This is a genomic window from Brevibacillus gelatini (genome assembly GCF_003710935.1).
Lineage (GTDB): Bacteria > Bacillota > Bacilli > Brevibacillales > Brevibacillaceae > Brevibacillus > Brevibacillus gelatini.
The window spans coordinates 1-16312 of the sequence record NZ_RHHS01000054.1 but is presented as its reverse complement, the minus strand read 5'-3'; the positions used below and the strand labels follow the sequence as shown (position 1 = coordinate 16312).

Sequence of the window (16312 nt, the reverse complement as noted above, 5' to 3'; positions counted from 1 at the left end):
TGGCTTCCCTGTTACTTTTACCGGGATGGACTGCTCCGTATGCAGGAGTTGTTACTGCTAAACGTTTTTCGCTAGATGGCTGTGCTGCCCTGGTCTTTGGTCAGCTTGCCGGAGATGAACAGCACGAGGATGATGACGACGATTTGCAATACACCATAGGCGCAGGCGGTGCCGAATTCAAAGCTGTACATGCGCTGGAAAATGGCGACGGACAACGGGGTCGTCCGCGGCGTAAAGATCAGAATCGAGGCAACGAACTCCCCGATACACTGCACAAACGAAAGCAGCGTTCCGGCGAGAATTCCGCCCAGCGCCATCGGAAACACGACCCGCCGGAAGCTGTACCACCACGATGCGCCCAGATTGCGCGCCGCTTCCTCGACAGACGGGTCCATCTGCAGCAAGGTCGCGGACGTGGACCGAAAGACAAGCGGCAGGTGGCGGACAAAATAAGCGAGCGGAATAATCCAGAATGTTCCGACTAAAACTTGCCCAAAGCTGAACACCGAAGGTTCGCTGAACGCCGCGATCAGGTTCACCGCAACCACTGTGCCCGGCAAAGCCCACGGCAGCATAATCAGCACATCCAGGAGCGTCTTTCCGCGAAATTTCAGACGCACCATGGCATAAGCCGCCGCCACGCCGAACAGGACAATCCCAATGGTTGCAATCGCCGACAGTTGCAGGCTGTTGAAAATCGGCCGCCATGTTTTGCTGTCGGTAAACAAGTCCACGTAATGCTCCAAGGTGTACTGCGGAGGCAATATTTGCACCGTCCAGGTTCCATCCACCGAAAAGGAAATGAGCACGAGCACGAGAATCGGCAGCATCAAAATGACCGTACCGATAAAGGACAGCACAATCGTGGCGCAGCGCCCGGCCCTGCTTTTGATTTCCGTCCGGTGCACGCTGACGCCTTTGCTCACGTTTTGGTAGTTGCGCGCGCCCTGATACCAGCGCATGATGAACAGAAACGCAATCGAAACGATGGACAAAATCGTCGACTGCGCCGCCGCCATGTCGAGGTCGCCATTGGTGCGGGACAAATAAATCTGCATCGTCATCGTCCTGTCGATGCCGAAGATGAGCGGTGCGGTGTACGAAGCCATGGAAATCATGAACACGAGCAGCGAAGAAGCCACCATGGCAGGCGTGAGCATCGGCAAAATGACCCGACGCCAGACAGTAAAGCGGTTGGCGCCCAGGCTCGCGGCTGCTTCCTCCAGGGACGGGTCAAGCCCTTTGATTGCGGCGCTCGCGGTCATGAAAAAGTAGGTGTACATCGTAAACGTATGCACGACGACGACGCCCCAGATGCCTTTGAGCGAAAACGGCACCTGCTCCAGCCCGAACAGCTCCTTGATCGCTCGCGGAAAGATACCGCTCTCGCCGTACAAAAAAGTAAAAGAAAGCACGCCGATCAGCGGAGGCAAAGCCATCGGGACAAGCGCCAGCACCGAAAGAATTTTTCGCCCTGGAAACTCGTAGCGCTCCAGCAAAAACGCCATCGTCACGCCGACGATTCCACAGGTGATGACGCTGAGCACAGAGATGTACACACTCGTCCACAGCGCCTCCAGATTGGCAGTATGCTCCAGGCTGAAAAAGCGCGTGTAGTTTTTCCACGTAATCTGCCCGTCGACATGAATGCTGGCGACGAACGTTTCAAACAACGGATAGATCACATAAGCCAGCAAAATCAAAAAAAGCGGCGATACCAGCACATAGACGAAGGCGGGTGAAGCAGTGATCGACTTTCGTCCTGGCGTTTCCGGCGCTTGCTGCATTTGTGCTCTCAAAAGCTTCTCCCTCCTTATCCCGCGAAGTAGATGCTCTCCTTCGGTATGTGCAATCCAATGGCATCGCCGCGCTGCTTGACAGGGCGTCCCATGTTGATCGACATGCTGCGCAACTGCTCCTGCCCCACTGCCGTGACGTAATGGACGCACGCCCCGGTAAACTCAGACAGGACGACAGTGCCTGTGACGATGTTCATCCCTACCCGCTCACTGCTCTCCTGAACCGCTTCCGGGCGAATGGACAGCGTGACCTGCTCCCCGACTGCCAGCCTGGCTTTGGGGGACGCATTTTTCGCAAGCCCGCAAAGCACCTGGCCCGAAGAGATTCGTACGTGCACTTCCGCCTGATCGCGGCCAACCACGGTGCCTGCCCACAGATTGGTCTCCCCGATAAACGAAGCGACAAAGCGATTCACGGGACGGTGGTAGATTTCGTGCGGAGTGCCGACCTGCTGCACGACTCCGCCTTGCATGACCATAATCCGATCGGACATGGACATCGCTTCGGCCTGATCGTGCGTGACGTAAATCGTCGTAATTCCCAACTCCAACTGTAGCCGTTTGATCTCAAAGCGCGTCTCTTCCCGCAGCTTGGCATCCAGATTGGACAGCGGCTCATCCAACAGCAGAATCTGCGGCTCGATGACCAGCGCCCGCGCCAGTGCCACCCGTTGCTGCTGTCCGCCGGAAAGCTGGTCGATGCGCCGCTCGCCAAAGCCCTCCAGCCGGACCAGCTTCATGATCCGCTCTACGCGCTCCTTTATCTCTGCCTTGCCGACCGACCTCACCTGCAAGCCGAACGCGATATTTTCGAAAACAGTCATGTGCGGGAACAGTGCGTAGTTTTGAAAAACCATCCCTGTGTTGCGCTTGTGCGGAGGAACGGAAGTAACCTCCCTGGACCCGAAGCGGATTTGTCCTTCTGTCGGGTAGTAAAAGCCGGCAATCATCCGCAAGGTCGTCGTTTTGCCGCAACCGCTCGGACCGAGAAACGTAAAAAATTCACCTGACTCGATGTGAATGTGGACGTCTTCTACTCCTTTTGCCTTGCCAAACCTTTTGTGGACGTGATCGAGTGTTACGCTGCTCATCCGGTTTTGTTTCCTCCTTCGCCGCCAATCATTCCTGCCTGGCAGAAGCGGCCAGACGGCAAGGAACGCTCCTTCCCGTCCAGCCCGTTGCCGCTTACTTCTTGCCTTTGCCCTTGATGTTTTCGTCCCAGTGCTGCATCCACTCTTTCTCTTTGGCTGCCATGACTGCCCAATCGAGCTCCAGTGGTTTTAGCTCCAGGTTTTTCATGAAGTCTGGCAGATCATCCTTGCTAATATCCGTTCGGGACGGGAACTGGAAGCGCTCCTTCGCGAGCTGGGACGCCATCTCAGGACTCATCAAAAATTCCATAAATTTTTTCGCTGCATCCAGATTTTTCGCGCCTTTAATAAGTGCGACTCCGTCAACGAGAATCGGTGCTCCGCTCTTCGGATAGATGAAGTCGTACGGATGGTTGTTCTGCTTGCTCTGGATCAGGACGTCTTGCAGGTTCCACAGGGAAATGACGCCCTCTTGACGGTCAAGCTTCAGGTAAAGGTTGGTCGGGTCTTGCGTGTACTCTTTTGTATTGGCGTCCAGCTTCAGCAGCCAGTCGTAGCCTGCTTGCGGCGTGTCTGCGCCCTGGCGGTAAATCATCGCGGAGTAAATCGTCCGCATCGTACCGGATGGCAGAACGTTGCGGATGACGATTTTGTCCTTGTATTTCGGATCGATCAAATCATCCCAATCTTGCGGCGCTTCCTCCGGCTTGAGCGCCTGCGAGTTGTACATGATGACTTCCGGCAAAAGCATCTCGCCGTACCAGCGGTCCTGCGAGTCTTTGTACAAGTCCGGAATCTTGTCGGCAAATGTCGGCTTGTAAGGCTCCAGCAGTCCCTCGTCGGCGGCCGTACTCAGCGCAGATTGCGTACCGCCCCACCAAAAGTCAGCCTGCGGATTTGCCTTCTCGGCGCGAACCCGCTCCAAAATTTGCTGTGCACCCATCTCCAGCGTCTCCACTTCGATGTTCGGATACTTTTCCGCAAACTTCGGCAGCACGATTTCGAAAATGTTTTTATCGCGTGCGGTGTAAATGACCAGCTTCTGCGGCTCGCCGGATGCAGCTGACGTGGCTATTGTCTGTGTGTCCGTTTGACCGCCTGCGCTATTGTCAGCAGGCTTGGCTTCCTGTCCTCCACCCGAGCACGCGGCTACAGTCAGCGCCAAGGAGCTGACGAAGACACCTTTCAGCCAGGTTTTCAGCTTGTGATTGACCTTTTTCAAAATGGACTCCCCCTTTTGGTTGCCTGTTTTTCTCGGAACTCGCACGCCTGTACATCCACCGTCACAGAAGTTAGTTAAGTTTACGAGCAAAGGTGTCCATTTTATACAAGCAATTTGCACTTGTCTTTTGATTCAAATGTATTCGAAAAAGAAAAACCTCCATCCGTTCATACGGAAATGGAGGTTTGATTCAGGCACCGCCGATTCTTGCCGAGATCGCGGTCGCCTTTTCTTTTACTTTTTGAATGAGCTGCGGCAGCCTTTCCTCCGGGACACGGAAGGTCGGCGCATTGATGGACAGGGCTCCCACGAGCTGATTGCCGTAGCCGAAAACCGGGGCTGCGATTGCCATCGTCCCTTCCGTTTTCTCCCCGTAGCTGATGGTGTAGCCGTTTTTTCTGGCTAATGCCAGTTGCTCCAGAAATTCCTGCTGCCGATGCTCGGGCAACTGCGTTGTGACCACCTTGGTGATTTCCGCTGCCTTGGCATGGGCGAGAATGATTTTGCTGGGAGCGCCTACGGTGAGAGGAATGCGCTCCCCCAGTTTCTCGTCGATGCGGATTTTCAGCGGGCTTTCGACCTTTTCAATCGGCATCGAATCTGTCCCCGCCGGTACGTTGAGGAAAATGCTTTCCTCCACGTCGTTTGCCAGCTCTTCCATGAACGGACGCGCTACAGCCCGCAAATTCAGCTTTTCGTGCAGGATAAAGCCGATCTCCATCCAGGTATATCCCGGTTTGTAATGCTTGGTGACAGGGTCCTGCTCCACCAGGCCAAACTGGATCATCGAGTCAAGAAAACGATGGAGCGTGCTGATGGGCAAGCCAGTGGCTTCCGCCAGCTCCGAGATCGGCCAGGCAGGTTTTTCGTCAGATATTAGCACTCTGATTATTTTCATCGTCCGCTCGATAGATTGAACCATAATTGCTTCGTCCTCCGTAAAGCGTGCGTTACGCTGCAACATTCAACCCTTTGCCTTGCTTTTTCGGCGTCCGCCCGCGGGCCAGTCTTGCTTCCAGACGGTTGACAAAATAAGTGAACAGCATAATCAGCCCAAGATAATACATGCCGACAACCATGTACGTTTCCAGTTGCTTGTAGTTGGAAGCTGCCTCGCCGAGACCCGCCCCCCACAAATCCTGCATCCCTACGTACGCGACCAGTGACGAGTCCTTCAACCCGATAATGAACTGGTTGCCAAGAGACGGAATCGCCCGCCGGAAAGCCTGCGGCAAAATAATCCGGCGCATCGCCAGCGGATACGACATCCCGAGCGAGCGCGACGCTTCCATCTGCCCGCGGTCAATCGACTGGATCGAGCCGCGGAAAATCTCGGCGATATACGCGCCATTGTGGACCGCAAGCGCGATCGCTCCTGCCCAGAACTGGGAGAGCGTCACCATGTTCGCCAGTCCGAAGTACAAAATACAAATTTGCACGATCAACGGCGTCCCGCGAATGACCGTAATGTACACGTGCGCGAAGTAGTTGAGCAGCTTGGAATCGGATATGCGGAAAAAGGCAATGACCAGACCGACGATGCACCCGAGCAAGAGGGCGACAGCCGTAAGCTGCACAGTCAGCCATGTCGCTTTGAGGAAAAGGGGATAACTGGACAGGAAAATATCAATAATCATTGGAAAATCCTCCTCACATGAAGCGGAAAAAGGGGGGCGTCCAGACCGGACACCCCGTTGCCCACTTTATTGTTGTTGCAGGATATTGCGGCCAAACCATTTTTGGCTGATTTTCTCGTATGTGCCGTCTTTGATAATTTCGTCCAGCGCCTTGTTGATCCGGTCGACTGCCTCCTGGTCGCCCAGTCGCACGGCAATCGCCTGTTCGTCGTAGCTGAGCGGCTCGCCGACGTCGATCACGTCCCCGCCGCCTTCTTTTATAAAGCGCAAGCCTACGACCTGGTCGGTAATCACCGCATCGAGGCGTCCTGTCGGCAGGTCGAGCAACGCCGTAATGTCGCTGTCGTACTGCGTGATCTTGTCTTCATCCGTCAGCTTTCTCGCCCAGTCGAGGTAGTTGGAAGCCTTGACGACCCCGATCTTTTTTCCTTTCAGATCGTCCTTGCCCTTGATCGTCGTGTTGCCCTTCTTCACGAAAATTTGCGAGCCGGAGCGATAGTACGGGTTCGTGAAGGAAACTACCTTTTGCCGCTCTGGCGTCACGGTCAAGCTGCCGATGATCGTATCGTATTTTTTCGCTTCCAGGCCAGGGATGATCGTCTCAAACGGGTTGGTGATCGGCACCGGATTCATGCCCATTTTTTCCGCCAATGCCTTGCCGATTTCCACGTCAAAGCCTGTCAGTTCTCCGTTTTCCTTAAAGCTGAAAGGCTTGTACACTCCACTCATCGCATAAGTAAAATCTTTTTTGCCTTCGCCGCCCGCTGCCTGTCCGCCGCCTGCTGGCGCGCTGCTCTCCTGCGAGCCACATGCTGCGAGCAAAAGTGAGCCCAACAGTACAGTCGACACCAAAACTCTTGACCATTTTGCGCTTTTTTTCATTTGATATTCCCCCTGTTTTCTCTTTTTTTAGCGGATACTGCCCAAAAACTGTTTTGTTCTCTCATGCTGCGGGTTTTCAAAGAACGCACTAGGCGGTCCTTGCTCCAAAATTTGACCATTGTGCATGAATACAGCACGGTCGGCAACCTCGCGGGCGAAGCCCATCTCATGGGTTACGACGATCATGGTCATTCCTTCTTTTGCCAACTGCTTCATTACCTGCAGCACTTCGCCGACCAGCTCAGGGTCAAGTGCGGAGGTAGGTTCATCGAAAAGCATGATTTTCGGCTTCATCGCAAGCGCCCGCGCAATCGCCACGCGCTGCTTCTGTCCGCCGGAGAGCATGTCCGGGTAGACATCGGCCTTCTCATGCATGTTTACTTTTTTCAGCAGTTCGTAGGCCAACTCTTTTGCTTCCGCCACCTTCATTCCTTTTACGTGCACTGGCGCTTCGATCACGTTTTCCAGTACCGTCTTGTGCGGAAACAGGTTGAAGTGCTGGAAGACCATGCCCACATTCTCGCGGAAATGGTTCAGGTTCGTCTTGTGCGGGTCAATCTTCTCCCCGCCGATCCAGATTTCGCCGTCATCGTAAAACTCAAGGAAATTCAAGCAGCGCAGCAATGTGCTTTTGCCTGAACCGCTGGCCCCGAGCAAGACGACAACTTCTTTCTCCTGGACCGAAAGCGTTACCCCTTTCAGCACCGTAAGCGAGCCGAAAGATTTGACAAGCTGCTTAACCTCAATCATCCTGCTATCCCCCTATCGTTCTGTTGCCGGTGGATTGCTTCTTGCGTTTTTCCGAATACCGGAAACGATTTCCGATTCGAATTATACTGATTAAAATTATAATTGTATATTTTCAGACAATCAAGAAAAATTTAATTTACTGAATAAATATGCATGCATGTAACAAGAAAAATGGCTTCCTCCGGATCGTTAACCAGAGGAAGCCACTGTCGCTTTGCCAAGCCCTATGCGCCCGACTTTGCCTTTTTTACAGATGCTGCCTTGTTGTCGTCACTGCTCTTGCCCAGCTCGTGCTTGATAAATAAATAGTTTTCAATCTCGCGCAACAGGTAGAACAGCGATGCCCTCGTTTCGAACTCACGACGCGTACGCGGCAGCTCCGACTCCTTGATCTCCTGGCGCATCTTGCGCAGTTGGTCGATAAAGCGGTACGCCGTATTGCCCGGATGCACCGAAGCGCTGATTTGTTCCAGAAAGTCCGCGATACGCTGCCCCTGCGGCACCTGCGTGTCCAGTGAAGACACGATCGGCATCATCCGCTCCAGCAGCTCGAACTGCTTTTCGCGCATGACAAAATACTGATAGTACGAATCATCCCGGCGTCCCAGCCGGTTGTCGATGTCACGCGCGGCCAGCCGTATCGCTTTTTCCAGCAGACCGGGCGCCTCGATCATCTCTTTTCCGTCCCACTCGCTCTCGCCGTGCCGCAAGTAGTAGCTAAACTCCCGCAAAATTTGCCGGAACAGTTGCTCCACCTGCTTTTGCATGGCGCGCAAATCTTTGTCCAGGCTCGGCATGTACAGGTTCACGAGCAGCGCGACGCCCACGCCGATCACCAGCAGCCCCGCTTCGTTCAGGAGCAGTGGAAAATCCATTCGCTCCGCCGAGTACAGATGCATGAGCACGACCATGCTGTTAACGAAGCCTTCCTGAATCCCGAAGCGCACAGCCAGCGGCAAAAAGAACAGGATCACAAGCAAAATGGCAAGCGGCGTGTAACCGAGAAGAGAAAACAGCACCATCCCGATCCCCACCCCGAGAAAGCTGGCCATGATCCGGTTCCACGCTGTGCGAAACGACTGCTTGACTGTCACCTGGATGCAAAGAATCGTAATGATTCCCGCCGATGCCGGATACATCAGATCAAGCTGCTGGGCCAAAAAGATCGAGATCGCCGTCCCGATCGCCGTTTTTAATGTGCGATAGCCAATTTTCAGTTTGAGAAAGCCCAGTCTTGTTCCCCTCCGCTCTGATGTTGCTTGCTTTCTTTTTCCTCTACTGTACCAAAAAGCGGCCGGGAACCAAAGACAAGACTTGGTTTATAAAAGGTAAACGTTTTGTGAAGCGGCCTGCAAACGTAGTGCGCTGTCAGAAAAAGGCTGTCGCCGTCACACTTTTTTCCCGCAAGCAGGACAGTATTGATAGTCCGCCTGCACGCGCTGTCCACAGTACGGGCAAAACGCTTTTTCGCCCGCTGCTTCTGTCCTTGTCGGCTCTGCTGCTGTGCGCTCGCCGCCGTACTTGCGGTTCAGCGGATCGCCTTCTTCGCTCGCATCCGTAATATCGTAGAGCGACATCCGTTCTTCTCCCGTGGCGTTTTTAAAATGGTAGACAGCTTGCACAATGCCTATGATGACAAACACGACGCCAAACAGCGGAAAAATCGTGCCGACCATAGGAAACGGCGAATCTTGTGTGATCGAAAACGTAAGGATCGTCCAAAAAATGCCGAAAACAACGGCTGCGAGGCTTCCAACCACTCCCATTGCCGACTGCCCTCTGCCTGGCTTGATACTTTTCATCCGCATCCTCTCCCTCGCTTCCCGGACGTTTTTGCCGGAAGCGTTTTTCTTGTTGCTCACATTTTCCCCATCTATTACAAGTACGTTTGGCCGACAAATCGGTTTCCGGGAAAAAAAGACACCATCGTTCGCGTGATGGTGTCCAGTCCGTTGTCCTGCCTACAGGTCGTTTGCCCGGGCAGCTACTGATTTTTCTTTTTCAACTCGTAAAGGGCTTGCATCAACTCGGCCACGTCTCCCCGCGATACAGTCCCATCAGGCGCGAACGCGGCTGTCGACTTTCCTTTCATCAGGCCGAAAGCCGTCACCAGCGCCACTGCCGGCACCTGTTTTTTCGGCACGTCCTGATACGGTACGGTGAAAACCTCCGGCTTGTCCAGCACATCCCCGTAGCCGAGCATGCGGGCGGCGAGCTCCGCTGCCTCTGCACGCGTTGCCGCCCGGTCCGGCTCATACATTTTGCCTGTTTTCGGAATCAGACCGTATTGCAACCCTTTCTGAATCGCGGCATAATTCGGGTGCTTGCTGTCTACATCAGCAAATGTGTACAGCTTCTCGGCTTCGTCGCTACGGAAACGCGGCCGGAGGTTGCTAAACTCAATCCGGTTCGTCAAACGGCTAGCCATCTGGATCAGCTCGCCGCGCGTCACGAGTTTATCCGGCAAAAGCTTGCCGTCTTCTGCGATCATCCACTCCATGCGCACCGCCAGTTCGAGCGCTGCTTGCTGCGGATGGCCTTCGATGTCATTCGGCTTTTGCCGATTTTGCATCTCGGCAAAGCTCAGCCATTCGCCTGTACCAGCCTGGACAACGCCCTCATCGCCCACATAGCGGTACACGAGAATCGGCTGACTTGGCTTTTGTGGCACCGGCAATGGTTCACCCTGCGGCTGGTAATAGGTCAGCTGCAGCGTTTTTTGCTTCTGCACGGTCTTTTTCGCAGCAGCAGGAGCCACGATGTCTTTGCCTGCTTTTCCGTCAAACAACGTTGCTTCCCACATGTTGCGGTCGTTCAGCGCCTCGGCTTCCCCTGTTTCGGGATTGACCTCTACTGTAAACTGCACATGTTCAATCGGAATGCCATCTCGCAGCCAGCCAAACGTAAACGCGTACGGCTGCCCCTTCTCCTGCAAATACTGGAGCGCCTCCTTGGACGGCTTTTGCGTGACCAGGTAAATGTCACCAAGCCTGTCCGCGTAAAAGGTTCGCACCAGCTTGAGCGCAGATGCCTCTGCTTGTTCCCAGGCTACAGTCTTTTCCCATTTTTGGCCTCGAATCCGGAACCGCGCATTTTCGTTGGCACTGTACTCCACGAACTCGCCGCGGTCGTTGATCGTGATTTCTGTCTCTTCTTCAGGCGAACCCTTTCCCTGGAGCGGCATAAAGCTGAAACTCCATCTGCGTACCTCGACTCCATCCCTGCCAATGCTGGATCCGCCGCCGGAGTTGCCGTCAAAGCGATACTCTCCCGGCAGCTTTTTTATATACTGCTCCGCAATTTTCTGCGCCTCTTCTTTGGAAATCAGCGGTTTTTTCTCTGCTGTTCTGGCATGGGTGTTTCCCAACGGCTCGATGCTTCTCGCGCTTGCTGCCTTGCCATACGCATTGAGCACTTGTCCGGTAGCTGCATCCACGAATTGCGGATCGCCCGCTTCAAATTTATACACAAGCTGGTAGGAATCCAGACGCTCCAAGCTTCCGAACATGGACATGTTGCTGAAGAGCAGCGTAGGGGCTGCCTGTTCCTCCCACTTTTTCGCAGCTTCGGCGCTGTCTATGACACTTCCGGCATCAGGCAGCTTGCCTTCGTACCAATTCCGGTTAAAGCTCATCACTTCCCCGTTGTGATCCACGGTGAGCCAAAAACCGTTTTCCAAAAAAGGAATCTTGTTTTCCACACGGGTAAAGGCCACAGATTCCCTCTGTCTATCCTGACCAAAATACTGATTGGAAGGCTCATACTCATTGGCTTTGGACAGGCGTGCCCGTTCGTCTTCTGTCGTCACCCGCTCCAGAAATGCAAGGGCTGCTTTTTCCGCTTGCTCTCTGGAAATTTTGGCTGAACCGCCGTCGCTGTCGTTCTCTCCATATCGGTAATAGGACAGCAGTTTGCCTGATCGAGCATCAATCGATACGGAAATATTCGCATCGTTCCCCTTTTCCCAATTCAGCCACCAGTTCGGCTGGCTTGAATACGCTTCGTTTGCTCCATCATAACGAGCCTGCGTAAGCTTGTAGTCAGCCGGAACCTTCACCCATTTCTGCGCCTGCTTGATCGCTTCTTCCTGTGTCAGCACCTTCGCTGTCGGCTGCTCGGCCGCATAAGCCAACGGCGCTCCCCCGATTGCTCCCACGTTTGCAAGCAAAGTGGTGAATACAAGGGATGACGACACGCCCATTTTCAGCCCCCACGATTTTGCGCCTCTTAGCAAAGTTACCTTCTCCTCTCTTTCTTGTTTTGGGACAACCCTTTCTTATTTTAACACCAACATTTGGAAAATAAAGCAAAAAAACCTGCTGATGCGGTCATGTACTGCCGCACAACAGGTCTTTTGGACGGATCGCTAGACTTCCAGCTTTTTCGCGAGCGTTTCCTTGTTCAGCACGTTTCCGACAAGGAAGTTGCCGAATTCGCCAAAGCGGGCACTCACTTCGTCAAAGCGCATTTCGTAGACGATATGCTTGAATTCCAGCGGATCGTTGGCGAACAAGGTTACGCCCCACTCCCAATCGTCGAAACCGATGGAACCACCGATAATTTGCTTCACGCGGCCAGCGTAGGAGCGGCCGATCATGCCGTGAGAGCGCATCATTTCCTGGCGCTCCTGCATGCTCAGCATGTACCAGTTGTCTTGCAGATCGCGTTTTTTGTTCATTGGATAGAAGCAGATGTGCTCCCATTTTGGCAGGATTGGATACAGGCGCTCGCGGATATGCGGATTCGCTTTTGGATCTTCTCCCGGGTTATGTACGTAGTTGCTCAGCTCGACGACAGATACATACGAGTAAGGAGCTTCTGTATAGGAAGCAAAGCGGGTTTTATTGAAAGCCGTCTTGATTTCGTCGAGTTCTTGCATGGTTGGACGCAGGAACATGAACACGAGGTCTGCCTTGTGCCCAAGAATGGAGTAGAAAGCGGTGCTGCCCTGGTTCTCAGCTTCGTTAGCTTCCCAGGTGCGGATCAGGTCGTTCAACTCGTCCAGCGCTGCCTGACGCTCTTCTGCCGAAGCCGCTCTCCACTTTTCCCAATTGATGGTGCGGAAATTGTGATACGTGTACCAACCTTCCAATGTAAGCAACGCTTCGTTTGCGCTCATCGAAAATCAGCTCCTTTAGAAAAATCTGGTCAACCTCTTGGCAACACTCCCAGTATAGCATAACGGACAGACATATATTCGGAACAGATTGGTGAACAACAAAGAAACAAGCGGTGCCCGACGGCTACCGCTTGTCTTCGCTTCCCGCTGCGGCCGCGTCAAGCCGGCTTGCCGCAGCCTCGTCTACGATTACTGTCACATCCGGGTGAAGCTGGAGCAAGGAAGCGGGCACATCTGCTGTCGGCTCGCCTTCCAGCATCAGCCGCACAGCTTCGGCCTTGGCCTCGCCGCTCGCCAGAAGCACGATTTTTTTCGCGCCGAGAATCGTTTTGATCCCCATGGAGACAGCTTGCGTAGGCACTTCCTCGACGCTTGCAAAATAGCGGGCATTCGCTTCGATCGTACTCTGCGTCAGTTGCACCACGCGCGTCGTCGACTCGGCAGATGAGCCTGGCTCGTTGAAGCCGATATGTCCGTTGTTGCCGATCCCCAGCACCTGAATGTCAATCCCGCCCGCTTCGTGAATCGCTTCCTCGTAGCGCGCGCACTCTTTTTCCAGATCTTTGGCGTCTCCCGCCGGAACGTGTGCCTTGTCTTTTGGCAAATTAATGTGGCGAAACAAGTTTTCCTGCATATAAGCCCGATAGCTTTGCGGATGAGTAGAGGACAAGCCGACGTATTCATCCAGGTTGAAGCTGCTCGCCTGGGAAAAATCGATTCCCTCTTCCTGATACAGCTTCACCAGCTCCCGGTACATGCCGACGGGAGTGCCGCCCGTCGCCAGCCCCAGGACGGTCTGCGGATTGTTTTTCACTTCCTGCGCGAGCAGCTCCGCCGCTTTTCGGCTCATCTCCTGATAGTCTTTGACAATGACGAGCTTCAACTCATCTCACCTCGGTCAATATTTTCTCTCCAGCACGGCTTTGGCCGTCCGTTCCTTGTACGTGAGCGCTTTTTCCTTGTTGCGCAAGGCAATGGTCGTGCAGATGACGTCCAGCACGTGCAACTGGGCGATTTTTGCCGCAAGCGAGCCTCCCTGCAGCGGACCTTCCTGCGCTGCGGTCAAAAGCGTCATATCGGCTACATTCGTAATCGGCGAGCGGCGGTAATGCGTGATGCAGATAATCGTCGCTCCTGCCTCCTTGGCGACTTTCAGCGCGTCAATCGTGTCTTTGGTGCTGCCTGAAACGGACAACCCAACCGCCACGTCTCCCGGTCCCAATGTCGCCGCCGCCATCGCCTGCAGGTGCGACTCACTCATCGCGTCCACCCGCAGTCCGATCCGCAAGAACGCGTACTTGGCATCCTGCGCCGTCACGGCAGATGTTCCCACTCCGTAAAAGTGAATCGTGCCTGCCTGCTGCAAAAGCTCCACGCAGCGCTCCACCTGCTTTGGATCAAACAAGGCCGCCGTATCGGCAATCGCCTGCTGATTTGTCGCCGTCACTTTCTGCGCCAGCGTCTCCAGTGAATCTTCCTCGCCTACTTCGCCGTGCAAGTTTTTCACCGGGGCAACCATCTCCTGCGCCAGCGCCAGCTTGAACTCCTGATAGCCGCGAAAGCCGATCTTCCGGCAAAAGCGCAGCACGGTCGTCTCGCCCACACCCGCTTTTTCCGCAAGGTCGATCACGGATGAATAGATAACGCTGTCTGTCTGCTGCAAGACGATGCTCGCGACTTTCTGTTCCGATTTCGTAAAGGAGGGCAGAAGGCTTTGGATATGCAAAAGCGTATTGTTTTTCAGCCCCGGATTGGACAACTCCTGGGTGTGGCCTGGCATGTCGCTTCCTCCTTTGCTCATAAGCCCTGTTTCGTTCGTGTGATTGCCGAGCTTTTTGGATTGAAGTTGTTTTCTACCGTCATTATAAACAAGAATGGAGTTATCCGCCATCACTTTTGTATAAAGTGGAGTATTTCTCCTACACAAGAGTAGTCCGGTCTTCTAAAACCGCGCTATTCTAACCAAGAAGAGCAGTTCGTCTCCTGAAACGGCATTGTTCGCTCCAGAAAAGGTAGCTCGCCTCCTGAAACTGCATTGTTTCCCCAAAAAAGCAGTTCGCTTCCTGAAACCGCATGGTCCTCCCCAAAAAACGCAGCTCGCCTCCTGAAACTGCTATATCGCTTAAGCTTCCTTACCAATAAAAAAAGCTTCCCCCCGCAAGCGCTGCCTGCAAGAGAAAGCTTCGATGAACATCCGTTTTTTACGAGAACACGCGGTAGCCAAGCATGATGACGACTACCAACGCGACCAAACAGCCGATGAAAAAGCCCATGCTGTTTTCCTGTCTCTTCGCCCGACCGAGCGACATTTCGATCAAGCTGAAGGCGACGATCGCAATCAAGCCTTTCACGTAATAATAAACCTCGCTGGCATGAACGGTGAACAGCATCCACGCGCCGGATACGAGAATGATGACCATCATGAGTCTGAGCAGCATATGTACAATTTTTCCGGCCTTTTCCTTGCCCGCGCGGTACAGGAAGTAGGCTACGATCAACAGCACAATCGCGACTTCCCAGCTGCCTACGTGGGACTCGAGCAACGCTTTATACGGCACAGCATCCAACTCCTTTTTCCTCATTTATACTTGTCTCAGCCATTATAACAAAAGTGTCGGTAAAAAGCAGATGCCCTGATACGTGGCAGTATTGTGACACCGTTATATGCTGGACATGAACAAAACCGTTCACAAAACAATCTGCAGCATGCCGCCTCTTTTGTCCTGCCGCTATCCTCAGCGCAGCTGGAAACTGTCTTATAGCAGGGCGGGCGGATTCACGACTATTTGCCAGACAGTTCCGGCTCAAACGGATGAACGACCGCAAGCTTCGCCTCGCTCTGCTCCTTGATCGTTTTTGCCCCACTCCCTGCTTTTCGCTGCTCATTCTGCCTCAGCTTGGTCGTGCTGGGATATTTCCCCTTCCGATGAGGAAATGCTCCCTTCTGCCATGCTTATGTAATGGTCAACAAGCTCCGGATAGGCTGCCAGCTCCTTCTCTCCTGCTGTGGTAAGAGCATACACGCCTCGCTTGATTCGCGTGAACCACCCATAGTAATTTTTGCTGAGAATCGAGGATGTCTTGTCAGTCGCTCCTTTTTCCTTCAACTCCTTGGGCGCAAGCGGTCCATAGTGCTGAAGCAGCGCGGCGATCTGTATGCAACCTTGCTTGTAAGCCGTCATGATCTTTGTCTGGCTGCTGCCTCCCACGTTGTAATCGCCATAGCGGCCCTGTATCTCCTGGATAATGCGTGCCCGTTTTCTTTTGTTGAACTGCTTGCTTCTTTCCCGATCAAACGGCGCAGGAGAAATGCTCACTTCCATGACAGCGCCTTTTTTGGGAAAAGAAACGAGGATCAAGCCAAGCTCCAGCCTTCTGATAAGATATACTACATCTTGCCACTTTTTCGAAAACAATTTGTATTTAGGCTTGGGGATGGCCACGTACACATGATCGGTAAATCGCTGCCGCTTGGCTGCCTGGATCAGCAGTTCTACACTCAGGTTTCGCTTGAACTCGACGATAATCAGTTCATCTTCCTTGATCGCAGTCAAATCGCAATGATTGACCTCTCCAAAGACTTCATAGCCCTGCCCGACAAAATAGTCGCGAATGGGCGCGTACATGTCCGCTTCATATCGTTTGACCGGCTTTTGCTTCATCAGCTTCTCCTTCTTCGCGACTGCTTTGTTTCTCGTCCCATTCAGCTAAAATCCCCCGGCAAGCTAGGGTGTTTATACGCAAAAAAGCCACGCAATGATGTTTGCACGGCTTTTTACGCAACTATTTCATTTATTCCCTCAAAACTGAAT

The 16312-nt window shown here is 53.5% G+C and carries 15 protein-coding genes; all 15 read right to left on the bottom strand.

Annotated features, from left to right (window positions below; translation table 11 throughout):
• Positions 1–71 precede the first annotated feature (71 nt).
• Entirely contained in the window at positions 72–1787 is a 1716-nt protein-coding gene (locus EDM57_RS20830; RefSeq protein ID WP_122906643.1) for an ABC transporter permease, read from the bottom strand.
• Positions 1788–1813: 26 nt separating this feature from the next.
• Complete coding sequence (locus tag EDM57_RS20825) at positions 1814–2890, bottom strand: ABC transporter ATP-binding protein (protein WP_122906615.1); 1077 nt, start codon at positions 2888–2890, stop codon at positions 1814–1816.
• Positions 2891–2984: 94 nt separating this feature from the next.
• Positions 2985–4112 (bottom strand): extracellular solute-binding protein, encoded by a 1128-nt coding sequence (locus EDM57_RS20820; protein ID WP_122906614.1) that lies wholly within the window; start codon positions 4110–4112, stop codon positions 2985–2987.
• A gap of 190 nt (positions 4113–4302) precedes the next feature.
• The gene (locus EDM57_RS20815) at positions 4303–5034 is read right to left on the bottom strand and encodes an IclR family transcriptional regulator (RefSeq protein WP_122906642.1); all 732 of its coding nucleotides are present in this window, start codon (positions 5032–5034) and stop codon (positions 4303–4305) included.
• A gap of 28 nt (positions 5035–5062) precedes the next feature.
• A complete protein-coding gene (locus tag EDM57_RS20810) occupies positions 5063–5746 on the bottom strand; it encodes an amino acid ABC transporter permease (protein WP_211338291.1) in 684 nt (227 codons plus the stop codon).
• A 69-nt stretch (positions 5747–5815) separates the two neighbouring features.
• Entirely contained in the window at positions 5816–6631 is an 816-nt protein-coding gene (locus EDM57_RS20805) for a transporter substrate-binding domain-containing protein (RefSeq protein ID WP_122906612.1), read from the bottom strand.
• 27 nt (positions 6632–6658) lie between these two features.
• A complete protein-coding gene (locus EDM57_RS20800; protein ID WP_122906611.1) occupies positions 6659–7381 on the bottom strand; it encodes an amino acid ABC transporter ATP-binding protein in 723 nt (240 codons plus the stop codon).
• 224 nt (positions 7382–7605) lie between these two features.
• Positions 7606–8592 (bottom strand): aromatic acid exporter family protein, encoded by a 987-nt coding sequence (locus tag EDM57_RS20795; protein WP_281274253.1) that lies wholly within the window; start codon positions 8590–8592, stop codon positions 7606–7608.
• A gap of 177 nt (positions 8593–8769) precedes the next feature.
• Positions 8770–9183 carry a zinc ribbon domain-containing protein gene (locus EDM57_RS20790; RefSeq protein WP_211338290.1) on the bottom strand — a complete coding sequence of 138 codons (414 nt, stop codon included), beginning with the start codon at positions 9181–9183 and terminating at the stop codon, positions 8770–8772.
• 182 nt (positions 9184–9365) lie between these two features.
• Complete coding sequence (locus EDM57_RS20785; RefSeq protein ID WP_246005872.1) at positions 9366–11615, bottom strand: YcdB/YcdC domain-containing protein; 2250 nt, start codon at positions 11613–11615, stop codon at positions 9366–9368.
• 132 nt (positions 11616–11747) lie between these two features.
• Positions 11748–12500, bottom strand: a complete 753-nt coding sequence (gene hemQ / locus EDM57_RS20780; RefSeq protein WP_122906608.1) for a hydrogen peroxide-dependent heme synthase — start codon at positions 12498–12500, stop codon at positions 11748–11750.
• A 124-nt stretch (positions 12501–12624) separates the two neighbouring features.
• Positions 12625–13383, bottom strand: a complete 759-nt coding sequence (gene nagB / locus EDM57_RS20775; protein WP_122906607.1) for a glucosamine-6-phosphate deaminase — start codon at positions 13381–13383, stop codon at positions 12625–12627.
• Positions 13384–13398: 15 nt separating this feature from the next.
• Positions 13399–14280, bottom strand: coding sequence for a MurR/RpiR family transcriptional regulator (locus EDM57_RS20770; RefSeq protein WP_122906606.1), 882 nt, complete (start codon positions 14278–14280; stop codon positions 13399–13401).
• Between the two features lie 421 nt (positions 14281–14701).
• Positions 14702–15067: a YisL family protein gene (locus EDM57_RS20765; RefSeq protein WP_122906605.1), complete on the bottom strand. Its 366-nt coding sequence runs from the start codon at positions 15065–15067 to the stop codon at positions 14702–14704.
• A 315-nt stretch (positions 15068–15382) separates the two neighbouring features.
• Entirely contained in the window at positions 15383–16162 is a 780-nt protein-coding gene (locus EDM57_RS20760; protein WP_122906604.1) for a DUF2161 domain-containing phosphodiesterase, read from the bottom strand.
• Positions 16163–16312 lie beyond the last annotated feature (150 nt).

Excerpts from the sequence above, each read along its gene's own strand:
- EDM57_RS20830 (WP_122906643.1), bottom strand. The coding sequence starts at position 1,787 with ATGCAGCAAGCGCCGGAAACGCCAGGACGAAAGTCGATCACTGCTTCA.
- EDM57_RS20825 (WP_122906615.1), bottom strand. The coding sequence starts at position 2,890 with ATGAGCAGCGTAACACTCGATCACGTCCACAAAAGGTTTGGCAAGGCA.
- EDM57_RS20815 (WP_122906642.1), bottom strand. The coding sequence starts at position 5,034 with ATGGTTCAATCTATCGAGCGGACGATGAAAATAATCAGAGTGCTAATA.
- EDM57_RS20805 (WP_122906612.1), bottom strand. The coding sequence starts at position 6,631 with ATGAAAAAAAGCGCAAAATGGTCAAGAGTTTTGGTGTCGACTGTACTG.
- EDM57_RS20800 (WP_122906611.1), bottom strand. The coding sequence starts at position 7,381 with ATGATTGAGGTTAAGCAGCTTGTCAAATCTTTCGGCTCGCTTACGGTG.
- EDM57_RS20790 (WP_211338290.1), bottom strand. The coding sequence starts at position 9,183 with ATGAAAAGTATCAAGCCAGGCAGAGGGCAGTCGGCAATGGGAGTGGTT.
- hemQ (WP_122906608.1), bottom strand. The coding sequence starts at position 12,500 with ATGAGCGCAAACGAAGCGTTGCTTACATTGGAAGGTTGGTACACGTAT.
- EDM57_RS20770 (WP_122906606.1), bottom strand. The coding sequence starts at position 14,280 with ATGCCAGGCCACACCCAGGAGTTGTCCAATCCGGGGCTGAAAAACAAT.
- EDM57_RS20760 (WP_122906604.1), bottom strand. The coding sequence starts at position 16,162 with ATGAAGCAAAAGCCGGTCAAACGATATGAAGCGGACATGTACGCGCCC.